This window comes from Brevundimonas sp. GW822-FHT03E11, from assembly GCF_058801445.1.
Genome location: NZ_JBXANG010000004.1, coordinates 140323 through 165170 on the forward strand (window position 1 = coordinate 140323; position 24848 = coordinate 165170).

The following is a 24848-nucleotide window of genomic DNA, read 5'->3' on the forward strand; positions in this document are numbered from 1 at the left end:
GCGTTCGGCTTTGAAGGCCGGCGCGCCCTTCGTCTATAAGAAGTCGCCTGATTCAACGGCGCCGCAGACAACGGACCACACCGCATGCCCGACGCCCCGTCTAACTTCCGCTACAAGCGCGTCCTGCTCAAGGTGTCCGGCGAGGTGCTGATGGGCGATCAGGCGTTCGGCGTGGACATGAAGACGGTGGACACGGTCGCCAAGGCTGTGGCCCAGGTGGCGGCCGAGGGTGTGGAAATCTGTCTGGTGATCGGCGGGGGCAACATCTTCCGCGGCCTGTCCAAGGCGGCGGCGGGGATGGAGCGGGCCCAGGCCGACTATATGGGCATGCTGGCCACCATCATGAACGCCCTGGCCATGCAGTCGGCGCTGGAGAAGATCGGCGTCTCGACCCGGGTGCAGAGCGCCATTCCGATGGCCGCCATAGCCGAACCCTACATTCGCCGCCGCGCCCTGCGTCACCTGGAAAAGGGTCGGGTGGTGATCTTCGCCGCCGGGGTGGGCGCGCCCTTCTTCACCACCGATTCCGGCGCGGCCCTGCGCGCCGCCGAAATGGGCTGCGACGCCCTCTTGAAGGGCACCAGCGTGGACGGCGTCTATACGGCCGACCCCAAGAAGGACCCGACCGCGACCCGCTATGACACCCTGACCTATCAGGACGTTCTGGCCAAGGACCTGCGGGTGATGGACGCTTCCGCCATCGCCATGATGCGCGATACGGGCATTCCGATCGTCGTCTTCTCCATTCGCGAAGACGATTCCCTGCGCCGGACCCTGACGGGCGAGGGCACCTGCACGATCATCCAGGACCGCGGCTGATCGTTCGGACGACGAATAGAGACGAGAGAGACCAAGACCATGGCCAAGCCTGACGTGAAGACCTACCGCGACCGCATGGACAAGGCGGTCGCCGCTCTGAAGGAAGAGTTCAGCGGCCTGCGGACCGGACGCGCCAACGCCGGCCTCCTGGAGCCCGTGCGGGTCGAGGCCTATGGCTCGACCTCGCCGCTGACGGCCGTCGCGGCCATCAGCGTGCCCGAGCCGCGCATGATCACGGTCAATGTCTGGGACAAGGGGATGGTGGTCTCGGTCGAAAAGGCGATCCGCAACGCCAATCTGGGCCTGAACCCCATCGTCGACGGCCAGACCCTGCGTATTCCGATCCCGCCCCTGACGGAGGAACGCCGCAAGGACCTGGTCAAGCTGGCGGGCAAGTACGCCGAGCAGCAGAAGATCGCCGTTCGCAACGTCCGCCGCGACGCCAATGACGACTTCAAAAAGGCCGAAAAGGCCGGCGAGATCAGCCAGGACGAACAGAAGAAGCTGGAGACCGACGTCCAGAAGGAGACGGATGCGGCCATCAAGCGTATCGACGAAGCCTTGAAGACCAAGGAACAAGAGATCATGCAGGTCTGACGGACAGACCGGGCCTGATGGGATCGTAAGACAGATGACGGCAGACAGCGCCGCGCCTTCAGGCTCGCGTCCTCCCGCTGGACCGCGCCATGTCGCCATCATCATGGACGGCAACGGTCGCTGGGCGAAGGCGCGCGGGCTGCCGCGCGCCGTGGGCCATCGCGAGGGCGTCCAGGCCCTGAAGCGCACCATCCAGGCGGCGCCGGATCTGGGCATTCAGTGTCTGACTGTCTTCGGCTTTTCGACCGAGAACTGGAGCCGGCCGCCCGACGAGGTCTCGGACCTGATGGGGCTGGTGCGAACCTATGTGGCCAGCGATCTGGCCCGTCTGGAAAAGGCGGGCGTGCGCCTGAGGGTTCTGGGCCGTCGCGAGGGCCTTCCGGCCGACATCGCCGCCATCATCGAAAGGGCCGAGGCCCAGACCGCGCACAATGATCGGTTCCTGCTTCAGGTCGCCTTCAACTACGGCGGCCGTGCGGACCTGATCGACGCCGCCCGTCGCCATATGCAGCGGATGCTGGCCGGCGAGACGATCGAGCCGATCGGCGAGGCCGACATCACCGACGGCCTGGCCACGGCGGGTTCGCCGCCGCTGGACCTGATCATCCGCACCTCGGGCGAGCAGCGGCTGTCGAACTTCCTGCTGTGGGAAGCCGCCTATGCCGAACTGGTGTTTCAGGACGTCCTCTGGCCCGACTATGGACCGAAGGCGCTGGAGGAGGCGGTGCTGATCTTCCGGCAGCGCGAGCGCCGCTATGGCGGTCGTGCGGTCGAGCCTGCGCGCGTGTCGGCCTGATGGCGGTCAAGGGACGCGACATCGCCTTGCGGGCCGCCTCCGCCGCAGTCCTGGCCCCGGCGGCTGTGGCCGCGACCTGGATCGGCGGCGTCTGGTTCCTGGCCCTGATCACCGCCGCGAGCGTCGTTCTGGCCTTCGAATGGGCGGCGATGAGCGCCCCGCATGCGCGACGCCTGATCGGCGGGGCCGTCAGCCTGGGCGTGGTCGCCGCAGTGGTCAGCGCCTATTTCGGCGTCATGTCGGTCGCCTTCGTGATGTTGGTGTTCGGCGCCGCCGCCGCCGGCCTCTATGCGCGCAGCCGAGGGCAACAGGCCTTGGACGCCGCCTATGGGGTCCTCTATCTGGGCTGGCCGTCGGTCCTGCTGATCTGGTTGCGGGACGTGGACGCCACGGTCGGCCTGCATTGGACCGTGCTGGTCTTCGCCGTCGCCTGGTCGGCTGACATCCTGGCCTATCTGGCCGGATCGACCTTCGGCGGGCCCAAGCTGTGGCCCCGCTTTTCGCCCAACAAGACCTGGTCCGGCTTCGTCGGGGGCATCCTGGCGGGCGCCGTCGCCGGAGCCGTCATGACGGCTTGTTTCGACATGGGGCGGTTGACCGTCTTCTGGGGCGGCGTGCTGGGTCTTGCGGCCGCCCTGGCGACCATGGCGGGCGACCTGTGGGAATCGGGCCTGAAGCGGCGCTTCGGGGTGAAGGACGCGGGCAACACCATTCCCGGCCACGGCGGCCTGCTCGATCGGGTGGACGGGCTGATGTTCGCCGTCGTGGTCGTCGCCGTCGGACGGCTGATCGTTCTGATGGTCGAACGGGGCGCGTCTTGATCCGCCGTCGCGTCTCCGTCCTGGGCTCCACCGGCTCGGTGGGTTCGTCCACCCTGGACCTGATGGAACAGGCCGAGGCGGGCGGGGCCGCCGCCTTTGAGGTCGAGGCCCTGACGGGCGGATCGAACATCGCCCGGCTGGCTGAACAGGCCCGGCGCTGGAAGCCGCGTGTGGCCGTGACCGCCGACGCCGCGCGTCTGGACGAGCTTCGCGACGCCCTGGCCGGCACGGACGTGGCGGCGGCGGCGGGAGAGGCGGCGGTCGTCGAGGCGGCAAGCCGTCCCGTCGACTGGGTCATGGCCTCCATCGTCGGGGCGGCGGGGCTGAAGTCGGCCTGGGCGGCGGCCGACACCGGCGCGACCCTGGCCCTGGCGAACAAGGAAAGCCTGGTCTGCTGCGGCGCGACCCTGATCGAGCGCGTGAACCGGGCGGGGGGACGTCTTATCCCGGTCGATTCCGAACATTCGGCCATCTTCCAGGTGTTTCCGGCCGAGGCGCCGGAGCGGGTGGCCAAGCTGGTGCTGACGGCCTCAGGCGGGCCCTTTCGCCAGACTCCGCGAGCCCAGATGATCGGGATCACGCCGGAACAGGCCGTGGCCCACCCCAACTGGAGCATGGGCGCCAAGATCTCGGTCGACAGCGCGACCATGGCCAACAAAGGGCTGGAGATGATCGAGGCGGCCTATCTGTTCGACATGCCCGCCGATCGGATCGACGTCGTGGTCCACCCCGAATCGATCATCCACAGCCTTGTGGAATATGTGGATGGTTCGACCCTGGCCCAGATGGGCCCGCCGGACATGCGCACGCCGATCGCCTGCGCCCTGGCCTGGCCCGACCGGATGGCCTGGCCCGCGCCCAAGCTGGACCTGCCTGCGCTGGGGCGGCTGACGTTCGAAGCGCCGGATCTGGCGCGTTTTCCGGCCTTGGACCTGGCCCGTCAGGCCCTGAAGGCGGGCGGGGCGGCGCCGGCGGTGTTCAACGCCGCCAATGAGATGGCGGCCTTCGCCTTTCTTGACCGCAAGCTGGCCTTTCTCAATATTGCCGCAGTCGTCGCCGAAACCCTTGAGCGTGCGATGAAAGCGGGGATGGTGTTCGGCTCTGGAGACGCCTGCAGCGCGGCCCTTTCGGTCGATGCTGAGTCTCGACGGATCGCCGGATCCATTATCGCCGGACTGGCGAACGCGGCCTGATCGGCCAGGGGAGACGATTTACGATGCTGGGCGCCCTGGGTCAGATCCTGATCTATATCGTGCCGTTCCTGCTGGTGCTGACCTTCATCGTCACCATCCATGAACTGGGCCATTTCCTGGTCGCCCGCGCCTTCGGCGTGAAGGTGGATCGGTTCGCCATCGGCTTCGGCCGGGCGATCTTCAGCCGCACCGACCGCCACGGGATCGAATGGCGGCTGGGCTGGATGCCGCTCGGCGGCTACGTCAAATTCTCCGGCGATCTGGATGCATCCAGCGTGCCCGATCAGGCCGGGCTGGCCGAACTGCGCCAACGCCTGGTCGCCCAGGGCGGTGCGGGGGCCGAACGCGACTACTTTCATTTCAAACCCGTCTGGCAGCGCGCCCTGATCGTCGTCGCCGGCCCGGCGGCCAACTTCATCCTGGCGATTTCGATCTTCGCCCTGGTCTTCATGACCATCGGCACGCAGATCCGGCCGGCGCGGGTGGCCCAGATTCAGGCCGGTTCCCCCGCCGCCGCCGCCGGATTCCAGGTGGGCGACCTGATCACCGGGGTCAACGGCCGCACAGTGCGGGACGGGGGAGAGGTGACCCAGACGGTCATGCTGTCCACCGGCGACCCGGTTCGCTTCACCGTCGAGCGCGGCGCGCAGACGGTGGAACTGGTGGCGGTGCCGGAGCGCCGGGAAGAAAACGATCCGATCGCCGGCCGCATCAAGGTGGGTCGGATCGGCCTGGGGCTGGGCGCCAGCCGGGCCGATGTCCGCCATCTCCGCTATGGGCCGCTCGAGGCCGTGACCGAGGGGGTGCGTCAGACCGGCGAAATCATCGGCTCGACCCTGACCTATCTGGGGCGGCTGGTCACGGGACGAGAGTCGGGCGATCAGTTCAGCGGACCGCTGGGGATCGCCAAGGCGACCGGCGCCCTGACCACGGCGGCGGTCGAGGCCGATCCCGCGCCCCAGGCGATGGCGCTCAACCTCCTTCTCACCCTGACAAGCTTCGCCGCCATACTTTCGATCGGAATCGGATTTCTAAATCTTTTGCCCATTCCGGTTCTGGACGGCGGCCACCTGCTTTTCTACGGCTATGAAGCCGTGGCGCGGCGACCCGTGGCGGCGCGGTATCAGGAGATGGGCTATCGCGCAGGTCTTGCGCTTCTGGCGGGATTTATGTTGTTCGCGACGTGGAACGACCTACAGAAGCTCAACCTCTTCCAATTCCTCGGCGGGCTCGTCTCGTGAGCCGACGCCAGCCCCCGATGGTTTTCAGAATGAACGACATGAAATCTCGCGCCGCCGTCCGACTGAGCGCCCGATCCAGCCTCCTGGCGCTGGCCGTGGCCGCGGGCTTTTCCGCTCCCGCCCTGGCTCAGTCGGCTCCGGCGCCCGCTGCCGAGGGCGCGGCCCCGCAACAGCCGCCGCGCGTCGAGGTCGCAGCGCCCCAGGCCCTGACCGTCAATCGGATCATCGTTCAGGGCGCCCAGCGGATCGACCAGACCACGGTCCTGTCCTATCTGCCGATCCGCCCCGGCGACACCGTCGACGCCGCCGTGCTGGACGTGGCCGTGCGCACCCTGTCGCGGACCGGCCTGTTCGCCGACGTGCAGTTGGGCGTGCAGAACGGCGATCTGGTCGTTCAGATCGTCGAGAACCCGATCATCAACCAGGTGGTGTTCGAGGGGAACAGCGCCGTCTCTCAGGACAAGCTGACCAAGGAGGTCACTCTCCAGCCGCGCGGCATCTACACCCGCGCCAAGGTTCAGGAGGACGTCGGCTCCATCGTGGAGCTTTATCGTCTCCAAGGCCGGATATCCGCGACGGTCACGCCCAAGCTGGTTCAGTTGGAGCAGAACCGCGTCGATGTGATCTTCGAGATCAACGAAGGGCCGCAGACCGGCATCAGCGCCATCAACGTCCTGGGTAACAAGGCCTTTTCGGACAACGACGTCCGGGACGTCATGGTGACGGAGCGGTCGCAGTGGTGGAAGTTCTTCTCCAACAACGACAATTACGATCCCAACCGCCTGGAGTACGACCAGGAGCAGCTGCGCAAGTTCTACACCAACCGGGGCTATTACGACTTCCGCATCATTTCGTCGGTTGCGGAACTTCAGCCGGATAATCAGGCTTTCCAGATCACCCTGACGCTGAACGAAGGCGACAAGTACAACTTCGGCAAGATCGACGTGGTCACTCAGAACGACCGCCTCAACGCCCAGTTCCTGAAGGCCCTGGTCCCGATCCGCGAAGGCCAGCTGTACGAAAGCGACAAGATCGAACAGGCGGTCGACGCCTTGACCTTCGCCGCCGGCTCTGCGGGCTATGCGTTCGTCGAAATCAATCCGACGTACCGCGCCAATCCCGACACCGATACGGTCGACGTCACCTTCAACGTCTCAGAAGGCCAGCGGGTCTACATCGACCGCATCAATGTGATCGGCAACACCCGCACCATCGATCCCGTCATCCGGCGCGAGCTGATGCTGACCGAAGGCGACGCCTTCAACCGCGCCCTGATGGAACGGTCGCGCAACAATCTGCGCGCGCTGGGCTTCTTCAAGGACGTGACGATCGAAGAGACCCGCGGCAGCGCCCCAGACCGGAGCATCGTCAACGTCAACGTCCAGGAACAGCCCACCGGCGAACTGTCGGTCGGGGCGGGCTTCAGCTCGGTCGATTCCTTTACGGTGAACCTGGGCATTTCAGAGCGGAACTTCCGCGGTCGGGGCCAGAACGTCGTGGCCCGGCTGGAGTGGGGTTCGCTACGTCAGCAGGTCGACTTCCGCTTCACCGAGCCGAAATTCCTGGGCCGCGATCTGCGCGCCGGGTGGGACCTGTTCCACTCGCGCTATGACCTCAGCGAATATTCCTCCTACGACTACCGTTCGACCGGCGGCGGCTTGCGTCTGACCTATCCGCTGAACGGCAATATGTGGCTCAGCACCCGCTACTTCCTGAAGTCCGACGAAATCATCGTCCCGACCGGCTATTGCAACACCAGCGGCAGCGGCTCTTCGGCCCTGTGCGACCAGGTCGGCAGCTACATCAACTCGTCTGCGGGCTATACGCTTCAGATGAACTACACCAACGATCCGATCCGGCCGACGCGCGGCTGGTCCGGCTCCTTGCGTCAGGATTTCGCCGGCCTGGGCGGCGACGTCAACTATGTGAAGACCGAGGCGGACGCCGCCTGGTACTACGGCATCACCCCGCGCTGGATCGTCAGCCTGCAAGGCTCCACCGGCTATGTCAGCGGCTGGAACGGCGACCCGATCCGCATCAACGATCGCTTCTTCAAGGGCGGCAACAGCTTCCGCGGCTTCGAAACCGCCGGCATGGGGCCGCGCGACCTGGACACCACCGACGCCCTGGGGGGCAACTTCTACGCCATCGGCACCGTCGAACTGACCGTGCCCAACTATCTGCCCGAACAGTACGGCATCAAGACCTCCTTGTTCGCCGATGTCGGCACCCTGGGAGTTCTGGATGACCGCTATAAGCTGACCTCGACCGGCACGGTCGACACCACCATCGCCGACGAGCTGTCGCTGCGGGCTTCCGCCGGCGTCAGCATCCACTGGAAGTCGCCGATGGGCCCGATCCGGTTCGACATCTCAAAGGTCCTGTCCAAGGAAGACTACGACAAGACGGAATCCTTCCGCTTCTCGACCTCCACCCAATTCTAAGGAAGCGACGCAAAAAAGCGTTCGCAGAGGAATACCCATGAAAGCTCTGATCATCGCCGCCACGGCCGCCGCCTCGCTGGTCGCCACCGCCGCCTCGGCCCAGACGGCCGCGCCGGCCAACCCCGGTCCGGTCATTCCGGGCGTCTGCGTCTATTACAACGCCCGCCTGCTGGCCCAGTCGGCCGCCGGTCAGGCGGTCGAGGCCCGCATGCAGCAACTGGCCCAGGAGGTTCAGGGCGAGCTCCAGCCCTACGCCACCGCCATCCAGTCGGAAGCCCAGCAACTGCAAACCTCGGGGGCTAGCCTGCCCGCAGACCAACTGCAACAGCGCCGTCAGGCCCTGCAGCAGCGCGCCCAGGAGGCCCAACAGCTGGAAGCCACCCGCGAGAACGAGCTGCGCTACACCCTGGCCATGCAGCGCCAGGCCATCACCGAGGCTGTGTCGCCGATCCTGACCGCCCTCTATCAGGAAAAGGGCTGCGGCCTGCTGTTGGACCGCGAGAGCGTCTTCATGATGAACCCGGCCATGGACCTGACCGACGCGGCGATCCAGCGGCTGAACACGGCCCTGCCGACCCTGTCGTTCAACCGCATGCCGGTCCCGGCGCAGCAGCCGCAACAGCCGGCCGCCGCCAACTAAGGCCCTCATGCCCGATTCCCGCTTCTTCCAAACCCTTTCGCCCCTGTCCGTCGTCGAACTGGCGGCCAAGACCGGGGGTGAGGCGGTCCGGGGCGGGGACCGGATGATCGGTTCCGTCGCGCCCCTGTCCTCTGCGGACGGGGGCGCGATCGCGTTTATGGGCGACCGCAAGTTCGCGGCGGCCCTGGCGGCGACACAGGCGGGCTGCGTCATCGTGCCGGAACAGGCGGTGGGCTCGGTTCCGGCCGAGGCGGCGGTGATCGTCTCGCGCACGCCCCAGGCCTCCTGGGCCCTGGCCTCGGCTCTGCTGCACCGCCCCTTGAGCCTGGACCGCGCCATCGCCCCGTCTGAGGCGTCCGAGGACCACAGCGTGGTGGTCGAGCCGGGCGTGGTGCTGGGCGAGGGCGTCCGTATCGGACGCGGCACGCGGATCGGCGCCAATACCGTCATCGGCCCGGGCGTGCAGATCGGCCGGGACTGTGTGATCGGTTCGAACGTCACCGTCGGCTTCGCCCTGATCGGCGACCGGGTGAAGCTCTACGCCGGCGCCCGCATCGGCGAGGCCGGCTTCGGCGCCACCGGCACGGCGGCCGGCGCCATGGACATTCCCCAGCTGGGGCGGGTCATCCTGCAGGACGGGGTGACGGTCGGCGCCAACAGCTGCATCGACCGGGGCGCCTATGACGACACCGTCATCGGCGAGAACACCAAGATCGATAATCTGGTCATGGTGGGCCACAACTGCGTCATCGGCCGCAACAATCTGATGGCGGCCAATACGGGGATCTCCGGCTCCGTGACCAGCGGCGACAATGTCATCTTCGGCGGCAAGGCGGGGGTCGGCGACCATCTGACGATCGGCGAAGGCGCGCGCGTCGCGGCCGGTGCGGGGGTGCTGGCGGACATTCCGCCGGGCGAGACCTGGTCCGGCTATCCGGCCCGTCCGATCCGACAGTTCTTGCGTGAAACCGTCTGGCTCGCCAAACAGGCGTCTTCAAAGAAGGCCCCAAGGGAATCATAGGGATGAGTGAAGACGGCAAGATCGACTACGCCGAGGTGATGCGGCGGCTGCCGCACCGTTATCCCTTCCTGCTGGTGGACAAGGCCGAGGAATTTGTTCCCGCGACTTCCATCGTGGGGATCAAGAACGTCACCCACAACGAGCCCTTCTTCCCCGGCCATTTCCCGATTGATCCGGTCATGCCGGGCGTGCTGATCGTAGAGGCCATGGCGCAGACCGGCGCCTTGCTGATGTCCAAGACCCTGGACGTCGCCGTGGCGGACAAGGTCATCATGTTCATGTCGATCGACGGCGTGCGTTTCCGCAAGCCCGCGCGGCCCGGCGATCAGCTGCGCATGCAGGTCAAGGTGATCAAGGCGCGGGGCGACGCCTACAAGTTCCGCGGCGAGACCTTCATTGACGGCAAGCTGGCGGCCGAGGCCGAGTTCATGGCCATGGTGGTGACGGTGCCCACGCCGGCGACGGAGCCCGCCGCCTGATGGCCATCCACCCCACCGCCCTGATCGACGCCACGGCGACCTTGGCCGAAGGGGTCGAGGTCGGCCCCTGGTGCACGGTCGGACCGAATGTCTCCCTGGCCGAGGGCGTGCGCCTGGTCAGCCATGTAGTGGTCCAGCAGGACACGACGGTCGGGGCTGGAACCGTGATCCATCCCTTCGCCGTCATCGGCGGCGATCCGCAGCACAACGGCTACAAGGGCGAGCCGGTGCGGCTGGAGATCGGCGAAAACAACCTGATCCGCGAGCACTGCACCTTCAACCGGGGCACGCCCCAGGGAACGGGCGTGACCGTCGTCGGCTCCAACAATCTGTTCATGACGGGCGCGCACATCGGTCACGACTGCGTGGTCGGCAGCCATCTGGTCATGGCCAACAACGCCACCCTGGGCGGTCATGCCCAGGTCGGCGACAAGGTCTTCCTGGGTGGGCTGTGCGCCGTGCACCAGAACGGGCGCGTGGGGCAGGGGGCGATCATCGGCGGTCTGGCCGCCGTGACCCGCGACGTCATCCCCTATGGCTCGGCCTGGGGCAATCACGCGCGACTGCGCGGGCTGAACCTGATCGGTCTGAAGCGCAAGGGTTACGGCAAATCCCAGATACGAAGATTGCTGGCCGCCTATCGCGACCTGTTCGAGGGCGAGGGCGAGTTCGCCGGAAGGGTCGACGCCGTCGCCGGCCAATACGCCGATCTGCCCGAGATATTGGAGATCATCGCCTTCATCCGCGACGGGGGGCGGCGGCCTCTGTGTCTGCCGAACGCGGAATGATCGGCGCCGGAAAGCTGGGCCTGATCGCCGGCGGCGGCGATCTGCCGGCGGCGGTGGCGGCCCGGTGCGAGGTCGAGGGGCGGCCGGTCTTCGTGATCCGTCTGGCGGGTTTCGCCGATCCGCAGCTGGGCCGCTGGCCCGGCGCCGAGTTCGGCATGGCCCAGATCGGGGCCATATTGAAGGCTCTGAAGGCTGAAGGCTGCACCAGCGTCTGTCTAGCCGGCATCGTCAATCGACCCGATTTCAAGACCTTGAAGCCCGATCTGAAGGGGGCATCTCTGCTGCCGGGCATCGTCGCGGCGGCGACCAAGGGAGATGACGCCCTGCTGAGGAAGATTCTGTCCATCTTTGAGGTGGAGGGTTTCGGGGTCGAGGGCGCCGACGACATACTGGGCGGGGAGAGTCTAGCGGCCGGCGCCCTAGGATCGGTGGTTCCGACGCCGCAACAGATAGATGACCTAAGAAAAGCGCTGCACGTCGCCGAAAAGTCAGGTGAACTGGATATCGGCCAGGGCGCGGTGGTCTGTGACGGCCTGGTCCTGGCGGTCGAGGCGCAGGAAGGCACCGACGCCATGCTGCGCCGGGTGGCGGACCTGCCCGCCGATCTCCGCGGCGCTCCGGCCTCGCCCAGGGGAGCCTTGGCCAAGGCGCCCAAGCCGATCCAGGATCTGCGCGTGGACATGCCGGTGATCGGACCGCGCACGGTGGAGCTGGCGGCGGCGGCAGGGCTGGCGGGGATCGCCGGCGTCGCCGGGCGGTTGATCCTGATCGACCGGTCCGCGATCGTGGCGGCGGCGGATCGGTTGGGCCTGTTCGTCTGGGGTGAAACGCGATGAGCCGTCCGTTGAAGATCATGCTGGTGGCGGCCGAGGCGTCGGGCGACGCCTTGGGCGCCGGCCTGGCGCGGGCCTTGAGAGCGCGGCTGGGTCAGGGGGTCAGCTTCGTCGGCATCGGCGGCCCGCGCATGGCGGCCGAGGGCGTCGTCAGCCCCTTCGACATCGCCGAACTGTCGATTCTGGGCTGGATCGAAGGTCTGCGCGCCTACCGGACGGTGCGCCGTCGCGCGGCGGAGACGGCTGCCCTGGCGGCGCGTGAACAGCCGGACGCGGTGGTTCTGATCGACAGCTGGGGCTTCACCATTCGGGTCGCAGAGGCGATCCGCGCCGCGCGGCCGGACGTGCCCTTGATCAAATACGTCGGGCCCCAGGTCTGGGCGTCTCGTCCTGGTCGGGCCAGGACCCTGGCGCGGGCCGTGGATCATCTGCTGGCCCTCTACAGCTTCGACGCGCCCTGGTTCGAGCGTGAAGGTCTGCCGACGACGGTGGTCGGCTCGTCCGCCCTGCACGTCGACATGGGCGGGGCCGACGGCGCCGCCTTTCGCGCCCGGCGGGGCGTCACGCCTGACGCCAAGCTGCTGCTGATCCTGCCGGGCAGCCGACCGGCCGAAATCGCGCGGATGACTCCGGTCTATGAGGCGACCGTCAAGCGGTTGAAGACCCAGGATCCAGGCCTGGAAGTCGCCGTGGTCGCGGCGGGGACGGTGTCAAAGGACGTGGTCGGGCGCGTATCCGCCTGGCCTTTCCGCGTCCATGTCGTCGATGAGGCCGAAAAGTACGACGCCATGCGGGCGGCGACGGCGGCCCTGGCGACCAGCGGCACCGTCTCGACTGAACTGGCCCTGGCGGGGGCGCCGATGGTCATCGCCTATAAGATCGGGGGGGTAAGCTATCAGCTGATGAAGCGGCTGGTGACGGCCGAACACATCACCCTGTTCAACATCGCCGCCGGCGAACGGATAGCCCCGGAGTTCATCCAGGGCGAGGCGTCTGCGGAAAAACTGGCGGCGGCCGTCGGGCGGCTGTTGAACGATCCCGAGGCTGCGGCCGACCAGGCAAGGCGTCAGACGGCGGCGCTGGACCTGATGGGGCGGGGCGGGCCGGATCCCTCGACCCTGGCCGCCGAGGCCGTGTTGCGGGTCATCGAGGCCAAGGCGGCTGGATAGGCGGCTCCATCCCTGTCCCAGACAAAGAAAAACGCCGGGGGCTGCGCCCCGGCGTTCTGCATTTCAGGCCTGTGGCGCTTGATCAGCCGCGCTGTTCGATCGGCACGTAATCGCGCTGCGTCGGGCCGGTGTACAGCTGACGCGGGCGGCCGATCTTCTGCGACGGATCGGCCATCATTTCCTGCCACTGGGCGATCCAGCCCACAGTGCGGGCCAGGGCGAACAGGACGGTGAACATGGTGGTGGGGAAGCCCATGGCCGACAGGGTGATGCCCGAATAGAAGTCGACGTTCGGGAAAAGCTTGCGCGAGGTGAAATATTCGTCGTTCAGCGCGACCTTTTCCAGCTCCTTGGCGACCTGGAACAGGGGGTCGTTTTCGCGGCCCGTGGCGGCCAGAACCTCATAGGCCGACTGCTGCATCACCTTGGCGCGCGGGTCATAGTTCTTATAGACCCGGTGGCCGAAGCCCATCAGCTTGTATTTGCGGTCCTTCACGCCCTGGATGAACTCGGGGATCTTGTCGGGGGTGCCGATCTCCTTGAGCATGTTCAGCGCCTCTTCATTGGCGCCGCCGTGCGACGGGCCCCACAGGCAGGCGATGCCGGCGGCGATACAGGCGAACGGATTGGCGCCCGACGAACCGGCCAGGCGGACGGTCGAGGTCGAGGCGTTCTGCTCGTGGTCGGCGTGCAGGGTGAAGATGCGGTCCATGGCGCGCACCAGGGCCGGATCGACGTGATAGTCCTCGGCCGGGACGGCGAAGCACATCCGCAGGAAGTTTTCGGCGTAGGACAGGTCGTTGCGCGGCGAGATGAAGGGCTGGCCGACATGATATTTGTAGGCGCGGGCCGCGATCGTCGGCATCTTGGCGATCAAACGGATGGCCGAGATGTCGCGCTGGACCGGATCATGGATGTCCAGGCTGTCGTGATAGAAGGCCGACAGGGCGCCGACCGTGCCGACCATGATCGCCATCGGGTGGGCGTCGCGGCGGAAGCCTTCGAAGAAGCGGTCGAACTGGGCGTGCAGCATCGTGTGCATGGTGATGCTGTCTTCGAACTTCTCGTACTGCGCGGCCGTCGGCAGTTCGCCGTGCAGCAGAAGGTGGCAGACCTCGATGAAGTTCGACTGGGCCGCGAGCTGGTCGATCGGATAGCCCCGGTGCAGCAGGACGCCGGCGTCGCCGTCGATATAGGTCAGGCCTGACTCGCAGGAGGCGGTCGAGGTGAAGCCCGGATCGAAGGTGAAAGCGCCCGTTCCGCCGTAGAGCTTGCGGATGTCGATAACGTCCGGACCGGTCGAACCCGACAGAACGGGCAGATCGACGCTCTTGCCCTCGAAGGAGAGCGTGGCGGTTTTGGCTTGGTCAGTCATCAATGCCCCTTTGCATTTGGACGTCCGATCGCGGGGAGGCGCCGGGCGCTCTTAGGTTTGTGGTTGATCACTTAGTCTGTTGCAGCGCATCATCCAAGCGTCCGAGACTTTCGTCGCGCCCAAGAGCGGACAAAGTTCGTGCAATATCAGGTGATGTTGACCCTGCGGTAAGCGCTGCGCGCATCGGCGGGCCGATCTTGCCGAAGCCGACCTGTTCGGCTTCGGCGAAGCTCTTCAGCTCGGCTTCCAGGGCGAAGACGTCCCAGGACTGGAACAAAGCCAGCCGGTCGCGCAGGCGCGCCAGGCGGTCCAGGGTTTCGCCGGACAGCAGGGCGCGGCCCTTGTCGTCGATGTCCAGGGGACGTGTCTTGAGCACGAATTCGGTCTGGTCGGCCAACTCCAGCACGGTCTTGGCGCGGTCCTTCACGAAGGGCATGGCGCGCTGGAGCCGGGCCTCGTCGGCCTCGGCCAGGCTGCGACCCCGGGCGAGGTGGACGTCCAGCGTCAGCTTGGCCAGGCGTTCGTCGTCGGCGAGCCGCAGCCAATGCGAATTGACGTGGGCCAGCTTGTCGAAGTCCAGCCGCGCCGGCGCCTTGCCGATGCCGGCCAGATCGAACCATTCGATCGCCTGGGCGTCGCTGAACAGTTCGTCGTCGCCGTGACCCCAGCCGAGGCGCGCCAGATAGTTGCGCATGGCCTCGGGCAGATAGCCCATCTCGGCGTATTCGTGGACGGCCTGGGCGCCGTGGCGCTTCGACAGCTTGGCCCCGTCCGGCCCGTGGATCAGGGGAATGTGGGCGAAGGTCGGGCGCGTCCAGCCGAGGGCGTCATAGATCAGGCTCTGGCGGGCGGCGTTGTTCAGATGGTCGTCGCCGCGGATGACGTGGGTCACCCCCATGTCGTGGTCATCGACCACCACGGCGAGATTATAGGTCGGCGCCCCGTCGGAGCGCAGCAGGACCAGATCGTCGAGGTCGTCGGTCGACCAGCTGACCGAACCCTGAACCTCGTCCGCGACGGTGACCGTGGCGGACTGGGGGCGTCGAAAGCGGACGACGTGCGGCTGGGCCAGGTCGTCGACGGTCGGGGTGCGGTCGCGCCAGGGCGATTCAAAGGTGCGACGCTCGGCCTTGGCGGCGTCGCGCAGACGTCCGGTTTCCTCGGCCGTGGTGAAATCGCGATAGGCGTGGCCGGTCTCCAGCAGTTGATCGACGACTTCGCGATGGCGGTCGGCGCGGCTGAACTGGAACACCGGCTCTTCGTCAGCGAACAGCTCCAGCCAGCTCAGGCCGTCGAAGATGGCCTGGACGGCCTCCTCGGTCGAACGTTCGCGATCCGTGTCTTCGACCCGGATCAGGAAGCGTCCTGCGTGTCTCTTGGCGTACAGCCAGTTGAACAAGGCGGTTCTCGCCCCGCCAATATGCAGATAGCCTGTCGGCGAGGGGGCGAAGCGGGTGACGACTGTCGAAGAAGGCAAGGTCATGGGGGAAGGGTCCGTAAGCGAGGCCCTTATACGCCCCGAGACGACAAAACCTACCCCCGGCGCGCGTTTGCGGGCCTGGCTGGCCCAAGAGCTTGCGGCGCAGAGCCTGAGATGGCGGCTCTGGGCGCCGGTGGCGTTCGGGGCGGGCGGCGCCGTCTATTTCACTCTGCGGTTCGAGCCCCCGTCATGGCCCCTGCTGCTAGCGGCGGGAATGGCCGCAGCCGCCTGGTGGGCGGGACGGCGGCGCGGCTGGGGGCGGGGCCGGACCTGGCCCCTGATGATGCTGGCGTGTCTGCTCGGCGGGCTGGCGACGGCCAAGGTGCGGACCGAGGCGATCGCCGCCCCGATCGCGCCGGCGCTGGGCGAAGCGACCGTGATCGAGGCCTGGGTCATCGACGTCGACAGTCCCGGACAGAACGGGGCGCGGGTGGTGGCGGCGCCGACCTGGATCCGCGGCCTCGCCCCCGAGGAGACGCCGGTGCGGCTGCGCGTGACCGTGCGCGGGCCGCCGCCCCGTCCGGGCGAGGCGATCCGACTGTTCGCCATCCTCAATCCGCCGCCTGCGCCGGCGGCGCCGGGCGCCTATGACTTCGGCCGCAACGCCTTCTTCCAAGGATTGGGCGGCGTGGCCTTTGCGCTTGGGGAGACGCGGAGCATCGACCTGCCACCCCCGCCCTGGCGCGTCCGGTTGACGATGGCGGTCAACGGCGCGCGCTACGCCCTGGCCGAACGGATCGTGGCCCAGCTTGGGCCTCGCACAGGCGGGATCGCCGCCGCCATGACCACCAGCCACGAGGCGTGGATCAGCCCCGAAGACGTGGAGGTGATGCGGGATTCGGGTTTGGCGCACATCCTGTCGGTGTCGGGCCTGCATATGGCCATCGTCGGCGGCTTCGTCTTCTTTGCGGTCCGGCTGGGGGTGGCCGCCTGGCCGTGGCTGGCGCTGCGGGTCGCCGGCAAGAAGATCGCCGCATGGGCGGGACTGGCGGCCGTGGGCGCCTATCTGGTGGTGTCGGGCGCGCCGCCGCCGGCGGAGCGGGCCGCCGTCACGGCCGCCATCGCCTTCATCGCCATATTGCTGGACCGGCAGGCCGTGACCATGCACGGGCTGGCCGTCGCCGCCTTCGTGGTCTTGCTGATCCAACCGGAAGCCATCGTCACGCCGGGTTTTCAGATGTCCTTCGCCGCGACGGCGGCCCTGGTGGCCCTGGTGGAGGTCTGGCCTCGGCGGGTGCGCGAGATCGCGGCTCCCTGGCCGATCGTGGCGGTTCAGAGGTTTGGAGGCTGGCTGGCGGCGGCCGTCGCGGCCAGCGTGGTCGCCGGTCTGGCGACCGGACCCTTCGCCATGCAGCATTTCAACCGGACGGCCGTGTACGGCCTACTGGCCAATCTGGGTACGGCGCCGGTGGCCGATTTCGTCCTGATGCCGACCCTGGCCCTGGGGGCGGCGCTGGCGCCCTTGGGGCTGGGCGGACCCTTCCTTGCGGTGGCGGGGTGGGGCGTCGATCTGATGCTGGCGATCGGAACCTGGACCGCGGGCCTGCCCGGCGCGGTGCGGACGGTCGCCAGCGCGCCGGACTATGTGCTGCCCGTGGCCTTTCTAGGCGTGCTGTTCATCTGCCTGTGGCAGGGGCGGCTGCGGTGGCTGGGCCTGCCCCTGGCGGCGGCGGTGCTGGTCTGGCCGCGCGCGCCGACGCCGGACGTCTGGATCGGCGACGGCGGGACCAATGCGGCCTTTCATCGGGAGGGCGAGGCGATCGTCGTCCGGCCCGGCGTGCGTGAGTTTGCGACGGACCTGTGGTCCCGGCGGCGCGGTCTGATCTTGGCGGACCGCCCCGAGGCCGGCTGGGCCTGCGACCGCGCTTCATGCCGTCCCGAACTCACTGGGGCGGGGCCGGTCGCCCTGTGGTGGGGCAGGCGGACGCCGGACATGGAGCAGATGGACGCCCTGTGCCTTGCGGCCCCGGTGGTCAGCGTGCGGGCGGTGGTTCACGCCCTGCCGCCCTCATGCGACGGGCGGCTGGTTCTGGACGGGGCGGATTTCGCACGCGGCGGGGCGGTGGAGCTGTGGCGCGACGGAGCGGACCGCTGGAAGGCGGTGTGGACGGCCGACGTGCGTGGGAATCGACCCTGGGCGCGTCGGCCGGATCCGGATCAGTGATAGCGGCGCATGAGGCCGACCAGCTTGCCCTGGACCTCGACCTGGTCGGGGCCGAAGATGCGGGTCTCGTAGGCGCGGTTTGCGGGCTCCAGGGCGATGGAGCCGCCCTTCCGGCGGAGGCGTTTCAGCGTGGCCTCTTCGCCTTCGACCAGAGCGACGACGATCTCGCCGTTGTTCGCCGTGTCGCCGCGCCGGATGACCACCAGGTCGCCGTTCAGGATGCCGGCCTCGATCATGGAATCGCCCTCGATCTCGAGGATGTAGTGATCGCCCTTGCCCAGCATGGATTCGGGCACCGAGAGGCGTTCCTGCTCGTGCTGGATCGCGGCGATGGGGGTGCCGGCGGCGATCTTGCCCAGGAGCGGCAGTTCGCGCGTATCGTTGGCGGCTGAGGCCGCAGCGACGGGACGTGCGCCGCCGCCTTCGATGACGTCGGGCTTGAACCCGGCTCGGCCGCGCGGAGCGCCGGCTGTGGCCTGTTCAGGCAGTTTGGTCACTTCCAGTGCGCGGGCGCGGTGAGCGAGGCGGCGGATGAAGCCGCGTTCCTCCAGCGCCGTGATCAGCCGGTGAATGCCCGACTTGGACGCCAAGTCCAGCGCCTCCTTCATCTCGTCGAACGAAGGGGAGACGCCCGTCTCCTGAATCCTTTCGTGGATGAACATCAGCAGTTCATGCTGTTTGCGCGTGAGCATCGCCAAGCCCTCTTAAGCCCCTTCCTCGAATCGGAACGGGCCGTGAACATTGACGATGTTCTGTAAGTGTTCCTTCCTAATGTCAACTTAACGGCGTCGCTTCACCATGCACCGTGCGAGATCAGGCCGCCAGAAGGGCGCGGGTGGCGGCCTCGACGTCGGCTTGCCGCATCAGGCTCTCGCCGACCAGAATGGCCTGGGCGTGGGCGGCGGAGACGCGTTCGACGTCGTCCGGTGTGAAGATGCCGCTCTCGGCGACCAGGAGGGCGCGGACGGGGCTGAGCATCGCCAGGCGTTCCGTCGTGTCCAGGTCGACCTCGAACGTTCGCAGGGACCGGTTGTTGATTCCCACCAGATCGCCGCCGAGGGCGCAGGCGCGGGCCATTTCGGCCTCGTCGTGGGTTTCGATCAGGGCGTCCATGCCGAAGCGTTCGGCCTCGGCCAGCAGTTCGGCGGCCAGCCGATCGTCGATCATGGCCAGGATGATCAGGATGCAGTCGGCGCCGAGCGCCCGGCTCTCGGCGACCTGCCAGGGATCGACCAGGAAGTCCTTGCGCAGGCAGGGCAGGGCGGTCGCCGCGCGGGCCTGGCCCAGATAGACGTCGTCGCCCTGGAAACTGGGGCCGTCGGTCAGGACCGAAAGGCAGGACGCGCCGCCGGCCTCATAGGCCTTGGCGAGGGCCGGGGGATCGAAGTCGGGACGGATCAACCCCTTGGACGGACTGGCCTTCTTGATCTCGGCGATCAGGGCGGGGCGGCCGGTGTCCTCGACCGTTCGATTCAGGGCGGCGCGGAAGCCGCGCGGGGCCGAGGCGGCCTGGGCCAGGGTCTCGATCGCGTCCTGAGAGGTCGCGGCCTTGCGGGCGGCGACGTCTTCGCGCTTGTAGGCGGCGATGCGGGCCAGAACGTCGGTCATGGGGTGTCCTCCGTCTCCAGCGGCGTGGAGGTGATGCGGGCCAGACGATCCAGCGCCTGGGCGGCCCGGCCGTCGTCGACGGCGGCGGCGGCGAGGGCGGCGCCTTCCGACAGGTCCGCCGCCCGATCCGCGACCACGAGGGCGGCGGCGGCGTTCAGCAGGACGATGTCGCGGTAAGGGCCGGTCTGGCCCGCCAGCAGGGCGCGAAGGGCGGCGGCGTTCTCCTCGGCGTCGCCGCCGCGAATGGCGTCGATGGAGGCGCGGGGCAGGCCGGCGTCCTCGGGCGTGACCTGGAAGCGGCGGACGGCGCCGTCCTTCCATTCCGCCACTTCGGTCGGGCCGGACGTCGCCAGTTCGTCCAGACCCTGGCCGTGGACGGTCCAGGCGCGGGTCGCGCCCAGCCGGCCCAGCACCTCGACCAGAGGCTCGAGCAGTCGGGGGTCATAGACGCCCATGACCTGGCGTCTGGCCTGGGCCGGGTTGGACAGGGGGCCCAGCAGATTGAAGACGGTGCGGAAACCGATCTCGGCCCGGACGGGGCCGACATGGCGCATGGCGCCGTGATAGGCGGGGGCGAACAGGAAGCAGATGCCGGCCTCGTCCAGCGCCTTGCGCTGCTGGGCCGGGCTGGCGGCCATGTTGACGCCCAGGATCGACAGGACGTCGGACGAGCCGGATTTCGAGGACATGGCCCGGTTGCCGTGCTTGGCGACCTTCAGGCCGGCGCCGGCCAGGACCAGGGCGGCGGCGGTGGAGATGTTGTAGGTGTGCTGGCCGTCGCCGCCGGTGCCGCAGGTGTCGATCACCTCATAGGGATGATCCAAGGTCAGGGCGGCCTCGCGCATGGCCTGGGCGAAGGCGGCGATCTCGTCCACCGTCTCCCCGCGAATCCGAAGGGCGGTGACGGCGGCGGCGACCTGGGACGGGGTCGGTTCGCCGCGCAGGCAGGCGGCGAAGAAGTCGTGCGCCTGTTCGGACGTCAGGGGGTGGCCCTCGACCAGTCGGGCGAGGATCGGCTTGAAACCATCGGCCATGGTCAGGCGGCCATGATCAGGCGGCCGCGAGGCGCTTCACGCCGGCGATCTGAAGGAAGTTGGCCAGCATGTCGTGGCCATGTTCTGTAGCGATGGATTCCGGGTGGAACTGAACGCCATGGATCGGGCGGCTGCGGTGCTGGAGCCCCATGATTTCGCCGTCGGCGGTCCAGGCGGTCACCTCGAGACAGTCGGGCAGGGTTTCGCGCTTCACGGCCAGGGAATGATAGCGGGTGGCGGTGAAGGGCGAGGGCAGGCCGGCGAAGACGCTCTTGCCGTCGTGATGGATCGGCGAGGTCTTGCCGTGCATCAGGGTCTTGGCGCGGATCACGTCGCCGCCGAAGGCCTGGCCTATGGCCTGGTGGCCCAGGCAGACGCCCAGGATGGGCATGGAGGCCGGTGCGCTTTCGATCAGCGGCAGGCAGATGCCTGCCTGATCCGGCGCGCAGGGGCCGGGAGACAGCAGGACGGCGGCGGGGTTCAGCGCCCAGGCCTCGGCCGCCGTCAGGTCATCGTTGCGCACCACATGGGTCGGCGCGCCCAACTCCGCGAGGTAGTGGACGAGGTTGTAGGTAAAGCTGTCGTAGTTATCGACGACGAGGATCATGATCAGGCTTCTAGGCGTGACAGGCGTCCGCGCCAAGCATATGCGTCGCTAAAGCGCATCTTAACGGTCATGGGGGCAGGTGGAGGGGTGAAACTCGCCGCCGAACAAGACATCGCCGACAAGATCGCCGCCGCAAAGGCGAAGCTGGTCGTTGTCGAACCCAAGCCGATCAGCCCCTATGCGGCGCTAGGCGCCGCCGCCCTGGCCGCTGCGGCCGCCGTGGTCATGGCCGGGGTGGTGGTGCTGGGGCCCGGCGTCCGATTCGACGAACGCCCGGCGACCTACGCGCCCTAGCGGTTGCCGGTGCGGAACCGCCAGGCGTCGTCAGCGGCCCGCATGGGGGCGCGGGCCTTGTGCCGGGTCTCGGCGTATTCGGCCGCAGGATCGCTGTCGGCGACCACGCCGGCGCCGGCCTGGACGAAGATCCGGTCATCAGCGAACAGGGCGGTGCGCAGGGTGATGCAGATGTCCGCCTCGCCCCCGGCCGAGATATAGCCGACGCCGCCGCCGTAGCCGACGCCGCGCTTTTCGGCTTCCAGCTCGTCGATGATCTCCATCGCCCGGACCTTGGGCGCGCCTGACAGGGTGCCGGCGGGAAGGGCCGCCAGCAGGGTGTCGACGGCGTCCAGTTTCGGATCGGCCTTGCCGCGTACATTGGAGACGATGTGCATGACCTGGCTGTAGCGTTCGACGACGAAGCTTTCGGTCACCTCGACCGTGCCCGGCGCGGCGACGCGGCCGACGTCGTTGCGGCCCAGGTCCAGCAGCATCAGATGTTCGGCCCGCTCCTTGGGATCGGCCAGCAGCTCGGCCTCCAGGGCCTTATCCGCCTCGGGCGTGGCGCCCCGCATCCGGGTTCCGGCCAGTGGTCGGATGGTGACCTGGCCGTCCTTCAGCCGGACCAGGATCTCCGGACTGGACCCGGCCAGCTGGAAGCCTTCGAAGTTCAGATAGAAGAGATAGGGCGACGGGTTCTGGCGACGCAGGGAGCGGTAGAAGGCGAACGAATCTTCGGTCCAGGGCGCCGAGAAACGGTGGCTGAGCACGACCTGAAAGATGTCGCCGGCGGCGATATAGTCCTTGGCCCGGGCCACCATCTGGCCGAAACCGGCCTCGTCCACGGGCGAGGCGAAGGTCGGGGCGGGCGTGGGCTGCGGCGCGGCGCGCACCGGCAAGGGCTCGCGCAGGCCCGTCTCGAAAGCGTCCAGCCTGGCGACGGCGGCGTCGAAGGCTTGCCGCGCGTCGCCGCCCGTATCGGGATAGGCGGCCGAGACCAGGATGATCTCCTGGCCTACCGAATCGAAGATCGCCACCAGCGACGGGCGGGTCAGGACCGCATCGGGCAGGTTCAGCGGGTCGGGATTGGGTTCGCCCAGCGGCTCGAGCAGACGCACCATGTCATAGCCGAAGACGCCGAACAGGCCGGCCGCCATCGGCGGCAGACCCTCGGGCAGGTCGAACTTGGAGGCGGCGATCAGGGCGCGGAGCGACTGAAGCGTCGGCAAGGCCTCGGGAATGAACCGGCTCTCGGCGACGGCCGGACCGCGCGCCAGTTCCGCCGCGTTCGACCGGCAACGCCAGACCACGTCCGGGTCCAGGGTCAGGATCGAATAGCGGCCCTTGACGGCGCCGCCCTCGACCGATTCCAGCAGACAGGCGTAAGGCCGGTGGAGCCCCAGCTTCAAATAGGCCGAGACCGGGGTCTCCAGGTCGTCGATCACCCGACGCACGATCACCTGGGGCCGGCCGGCCCTGAGGCCGGCGGCGAAGGCGTCGAAATCAGGCTCGCTGTCCGCCTGCGTCATTGCGCCGGAGCGGCGGGCGCGGTCGGTTCGGCCGACAGGCCCAGGGCCTGACGCGCCAGGCCGACGTCATGCTTGGCCTTGGAGCGTTTGGCCGCCGCCGCCATCTCGGTCTGAACCATGGCCTGGACGATCTCCTGGGTGATGCGCGGGCGGGCCTGTTCGGCGAGCGGACCGGCGACCGCCGGATTTGCGGCGTGGATGGCGTCCACCCGGCCGATCACCAGACCGCCTTGGCCGGGTTGCGAGAAGACCTGGCCCTTGGACTGGCCGAACAGACCTTGCAGCACGCCCTGACCCAGGGCCTCCTGGGTGGCCTGATCACGGACGACGCCGGTGCGGACGGTCAGGGGGGCGTTGACGGAACGGGCCACGGCGGCGATGTCCTGGCCTTGGCGCACGCGACCGGCCAGCTCCTCGGCCTTGGCGGCGAGGCGACGCGAAATCTCACGCTGTCTCCACTGGGCGGCCAGGGGCTCGCGCACCTCGGCCAGGGTCGGCAGGGCCGAGGGACGGATGTCGTTCAACCGGACCGCGAAATACTGGCCCTGGCCGGCGTCCACCACATCGCTTTCACCGCCCTTGGTCAGGGACCAGGCCGTTTCGAACAGCTGCGGCGGGGCGTTCAGCGGCTGGCCGTTCGGCAGTTTGCCGTCCTGGGTGAAGGGGGGCAGGTCGACGATCCGCGCCCCGGCTTCACGCGCGGCGTCGGCCAGGCTCTTGCCGGCGGTTCGGGCGGCTTCGTACTTTTCGACCTTGGCGTAGGTCTGGCCCTTTATGTCCTCGGCGCGCAGTTCCTGAATGATCTGCTCGCGCGAACCCTCGAGGCTGGCGGGCTGACCGGGCTGGACCGCCGTCAGCTTGGCGACGGCGAAGCCGACGCCCGCCTGGACCGGGTCCGACACCTGGCCGGGCTGAAGGCCGAACACGGCCGCGGCCGTGGCGGCGTCGCCGATGGCGGAGCGAGGCGTGGCGTCGAACTGGGCCGGCTGGATGCTGTTGGCGCGGCCGACGTCTGCGGGCGACTGACCGGCGCGCAGGGCGGCGGCGATCTTCTGGGCCGCGTCGCGGCTGGGCGCCGTCAGGGTGACGAAGGTGCGGGTCTCGGGCTTGCCCAGGCTGTCCTTCTTGAATTCGAACCGCTCGCGGATCCGCTCTTCCGACACGGCCGGGGCGGCGCCGGGCTCCGGCGAGAACAGGACGACGGAGGCCATGCGGAACTCCGGCGCGCGCAGCCGGGCGGCGTTCTCCTGGATGAAGGCGTTCAGCTGGGCGTCGGTCGGGGCGGGGATGTCGCCGGCCATGGCCGGGGTGATTTCGAACCAGCGGCCGTCGCGGCTCTCGAAGGCGGCGCCGGCCAGGAGGGCGCCGTAGATCCGGGGCGCACGGGCGCCGGCGAAGACGGCGGCGTTGAAATGTTCGGTCGCATACTGGTCGCGCAGGTCCTGTTCCAGCATGGCGGGGGTCAGGTTCTGCTGGGCCAGGGCGCTCTCATAGGCCTTCTGGTCGAACTGCCCCGTGACCGAGTTGAAGAAGGCTGGGATCTGGCGGATCTGTTTGACGATCAACTCCTTGCCGGGGCGGATGCCCGCCTTCCACGCCCAGTTCAGGAAGCCCAGCTGTTCGGTCTGGCTTTCCAGAAAGCGGACATGGATGTTTTCGGCGATCAGGTCCTCGTTCGTCACCGGACGACCGGCCTGCTGCTGAATGTTCTCGCGCACCCGACCGAAGGCGGCCGAGAACTCGGCCTCGTTCATCGAACGGTCGCCGGCGTCGATGACGTGTTTCGGTCCCAGGTTGGCGAAGACGTCCATGCGCGCGCCCACGATCACGAAGCTGATCGCGATCAGGACGAGCAGGGCGGCGGCCCATTTGGAGCGCGAGAAGGCGCGGAAGGCGGTGATCATTCGTGGACCCGGAGACTTGCCGACGATGGC

General features: G+C 68.1%; 23 protein-coding genes. 15 read left to right on the forward strand and 8 right to left on the reverse strand.

The annotated features are described in order from the left end of the window. Window positions 1-84: 84 nt before the first annotated feature. Genes pyrH through lpxB form a run of 13 tightly spaced genes read left to right on the forward strand, consistent with a single transcriptional unit; the run spans window position 85 to window position 12841 of the window. Window positions 85-819 carry a UMP kinase gene (pyrH, locus tag AC1RKE_RS08340; RefSeq protein ID WP_054765555.1) on the forward strand — a complete coding sequence of 245 codons (735 nt, stop codon included), beginning with the start codon at window positions 85-87 and terminating at the stop codon, window positions 817-819. A gap of 39 nt (window positions 820-858) precedes the next feature. Continuing rightward, entirely contained in the window at window positions 859-1416 is a 558-nt protein-coding gene (gene frr, locus AC1RKE_RS08345) for a ribosome recycling factor (RefSeq protein WP_152950085.1), read from the forward strand. 34 nt (window positions 1417-1450) lie between these two features. After that, window positions 1451-2212 (forward strand): polyprenyl diphosphate synthase, encoded by a 762-nt coding sequence (gene uppS, locus AC1RKE_RS08350; RefSeq protein WP_054765557.1) that lies wholly within the window; start codon window positions 1451-1453, stop codon window positions 2210-2212. Then, window positions 2212-3033: a phosphatidate cytidylyltransferase gene (locus AC1RKE_RS08355; protein WP_348683091.1), complete on the forward strand. Its 822-nt coding sequence runs from the start codon at window positions 2212-2214 to the stop codon at window positions 3031-3033. The genes uppS and AC1RKE_RS08355 overlap by 1 nt, the downstream gene beginning before the upstream one ends. After that, entirely contained in the window at window positions 3030-4226 is a 1197-nt protein-coding gene (gene dxr, locus AC1RKE_RS08360) for a 1-deoxy-D-xylulose-5-phosphate reductoisomerase (protein ID WP_348683092.1), read from the forward strand. Before AC1RKE_RS08355 ends, dxr begins: the two co-directional genes overlap by 4 nt. 23 nt (window positions 4227-4249) lie before the next feature. Then, window positions 4250-5467, forward strand: a complete 1218-nt coding sequence (locus AC1RKE_RS08365) for a M50 family metallopeptidase (RefSeq protein ID WP_183215710.1) — start codon at window positions 4250-4252, stop codon at window positions 5465-5467. 29 nt (window positions 5468-5496) lie between these two features. Then, window positions 5497-7911, forward strand: coding sequence for an outer membrane protein assembly factor BamA (bamA, locus tag AC1RKE_RS08370; RefSeq protein WP_348683094.1), 2415 nt, complete (start codon window positions 5497-5499; stop codon window positions 7909-7911). A 37-nt stretch (window positions 7912-7948) separates the two neighbouring features. Beyond that, window positions 7949-8551, forward strand: a complete 603-nt coding sequence (locus AC1RKE_RS08375; RefSeq protein WP_054765562.1) for an OmpH/Skp family outer membrane protein — start codon at window positions 7949-7951, stop codon at window positions 8549-8551. Window positions 8552-8558: 7 nt separating this feature from the next. Continuing rightward, window positions 8559-9572, forward strand: a complete 1014-nt coding sequence (gene lpxD, locus AC1RKE_RS08380) for a UDP-3-O-(3-hydroxymyristoyl)glucosamine N-acyltransferase (protein ID WP_395942401.1) — start codon at window positions 8559-8561, stop codon at window positions 9570-9572. Between the two features lie 2 nt (window positions 9573-9574). Beyond that, window positions 9575-10051, forward strand: a complete 477-nt coding sequence (gene fabZ / locus AC1RKE_RS08385) for a 3-hydroxyacyl-ACP dehydratase FabZ (protein WP_054765564.1) — start codon at window positions 9575-9577, stop codon at window positions 10049-10051. Then, window positions 10051-10839 carry an acyl-ACP--UDP-N-acetylglucosamine O-acyltransferase gene (gene lpxA / locus AC1RKE_RS08390; protein ID WP_348684860.1) on the forward strand — a complete coding sequence of 263 codons (789 nt, stop codon included), beginning with the start codon at window positions 10051-10053 and terminating at the stop codon, window positions 10837-10839. The genes fabZ and lpxA overlap by 1 nt, the downstream gene beginning before the upstream one ends. Further along, window positions 10836-11675 carry a UDP-2,3-diacylglucosamine diphosphatase gene (gene lpxI / locus AC1RKE_RS08395; protein WP_348684862.1) on the forward strand — a complete coding sequence of 280 codons (840 nt, stop codon included), beginning with the start codon at window positions 10836-10838 and terminating at the stop codon, window positions 11673-11675. Before lpxA ends, lpxI begins: the two co-directional genes overlap by 4 nt. Then, window positions 11672-12841, forward strand: a complete 1170-nt coding sequence (lpxB, locus tag AC1RKE_RS08400; protein WP_348684863.1) for a lipid-A-disaccharide synthase — start codon at window positions 11672-11674, stop codon at window positions 12839-12841. Before lpxI ends, lpxB begins: the two co-directional genes overlap by 4 nt. An 82-nt stretch (window positions 12842-12923) precedes the next feature. On the opposite strand, the gene gltA is transcribed toward lpxB, so the two are convergent. Both gltA and gltX read right to left on the reverse strand, forming a co-directional pair. After that, window positions 12924-14216 (reverse strand): citrate synthase, encoded by a 1293-nt coding sequence (gene gltA, locus AC1RKE_RS08405; protein WP_054765568.1) that lies wholly within the window; start codon window positions 14214-14216, stop codon window positions 12924-12926. Window positions 14217-14283: 67 nt separating this feature from the next. Then, the gene (gene gltX, locus AC1RKE_RS08410) at window positions 14284-15699 is read right to left on the reverse strand and encodes a glutamate--tRNA ligase (RefSeq protein WP_348683696.1); all 1416 of its coding nucleotides are present in this window, start codon (window positions 15697-15699) and stop codon (window positions 14284-14286) included. A gap of 67 nt (window positions 15700-15766) precedes the next feature. Between gltX and AC1RKE_RS08415 the strand changes: the two genes are divergently transcribed. Next, the gene (locus AC1RKE_RS08415) at window positions 15767-17860 is read left to right on the forward strand and encodes a ComEC/Rec2 family competence protein (RefSeq protein ID WP_395942172.1); all 2094 of its coding nucleotides are present in this window, start codon (window positions 15767-15769) and stop codon (window positions 17858-17860) included. Here AC1RKE_RS08415 and lexA read toward each other — a convergent pair. From lexA to AC1RKE_RS08435, 4 genes are all read right to left on the reverse strand, one after another. Further along, on the reverse strand, window positions 17854-18552 hold the full coding sequence (gene lexA, locus AC1RKE_RS08420; protein ID WP_348683698.1) for a transcriptional repressor LexA: 699 nt from the start codon (window positions 18550-18552) through the stop codon (window positions 17854-17856). The genes AC1RKE_RS08415 and lexA overlap by 7 nt on opposite strands. Before the next feature lie 121 nt (window positions 18553-18673). Further along, the gene (trpC, locus tag AC1RKE_RS08425; RefSeq protein WP_348683694.1) at window positions 18674-19468 is read right to left on the reverse strand and encodes an indole-3-glycerol phosphate synthase TrpC; all 795 of its coding nucleotides are present in this window, start codon (window positions 19466-19468) and stop codon (window positions 18674-18676) included. Further along, entirely contained in the window at window positions 19465-20502 is a 1038-nt protein-coding gene (gene trpD, locus AC1RKE_RS08430; RefSeq protein WP_348683693.1) for an anthranilate phosphoribosyltransferase, read from the reverse strand. Before trpD ends, trpC begins: the two co-directional genes overlap by 4 nt. A 16-nt stretch (window positions 20503-20518) precedes the next feature. Then, on the reverse strand, window positions 20519-21109 hold the full coding sequence (locus AC1RKE_RS08435) for an anthranilate synthase component II (protein WP_183215701.1): 591 nt from the start codon (window positions 21107-21109) through the stop codon (window positions 20519-20521). A gap of 87 nt (window positions 21110-21196) precedes the next feature. Between AC1RKE_RS08435 and AC1RKE_RS08440 the strand changes: the two genes are divergently transcribed. After that, window positions 21197-21403, forward strand: a complete 207-nt coding sequence (locus AC1RKE_RS08440; RefSeq protein ID WP_183215699.1) for a peptidoglycan-binding protein — start codon at window positions 21197-21199, stop codon at window positions 21401-21403. On the opposite strand, the gene trpE is transcribed toward AC1RKE_RS08440, so the two are convergent. After that, window positions 21400-22914 (reverse strand): anthranilate synthase component I, encoded by a 1515-nt coding sequence (gene trpE / locus AC1RKE_RS08445; protein WP_191558405.1) that lies wholly within the window; start codon window positions 22912-22914, stop codon window positions 21400-21402. The two genes, AC1RKE_RS08440 and trpE, sit on opposite strands and share 4 nt — an antisense overlap. Continuing rightward, the gene (locus AC1RKE_RS08450; protein WP_287105852.1) at window positions 22911-24818 is read right to left on the reverse strand and encodes a peptidylprolyl isomerase; all 1908 of its coding nucleotides are present in this window, start codon (window positions 24816-24818) and stop codon (window positions 22911-22913) included. Before AC1RKE_RS08450 ends, trpE begins: the two co-directional genes overlap by 4 nt. Between the last annotated feature and the right edge of the window lie 30 nt (window positions 24819-24848).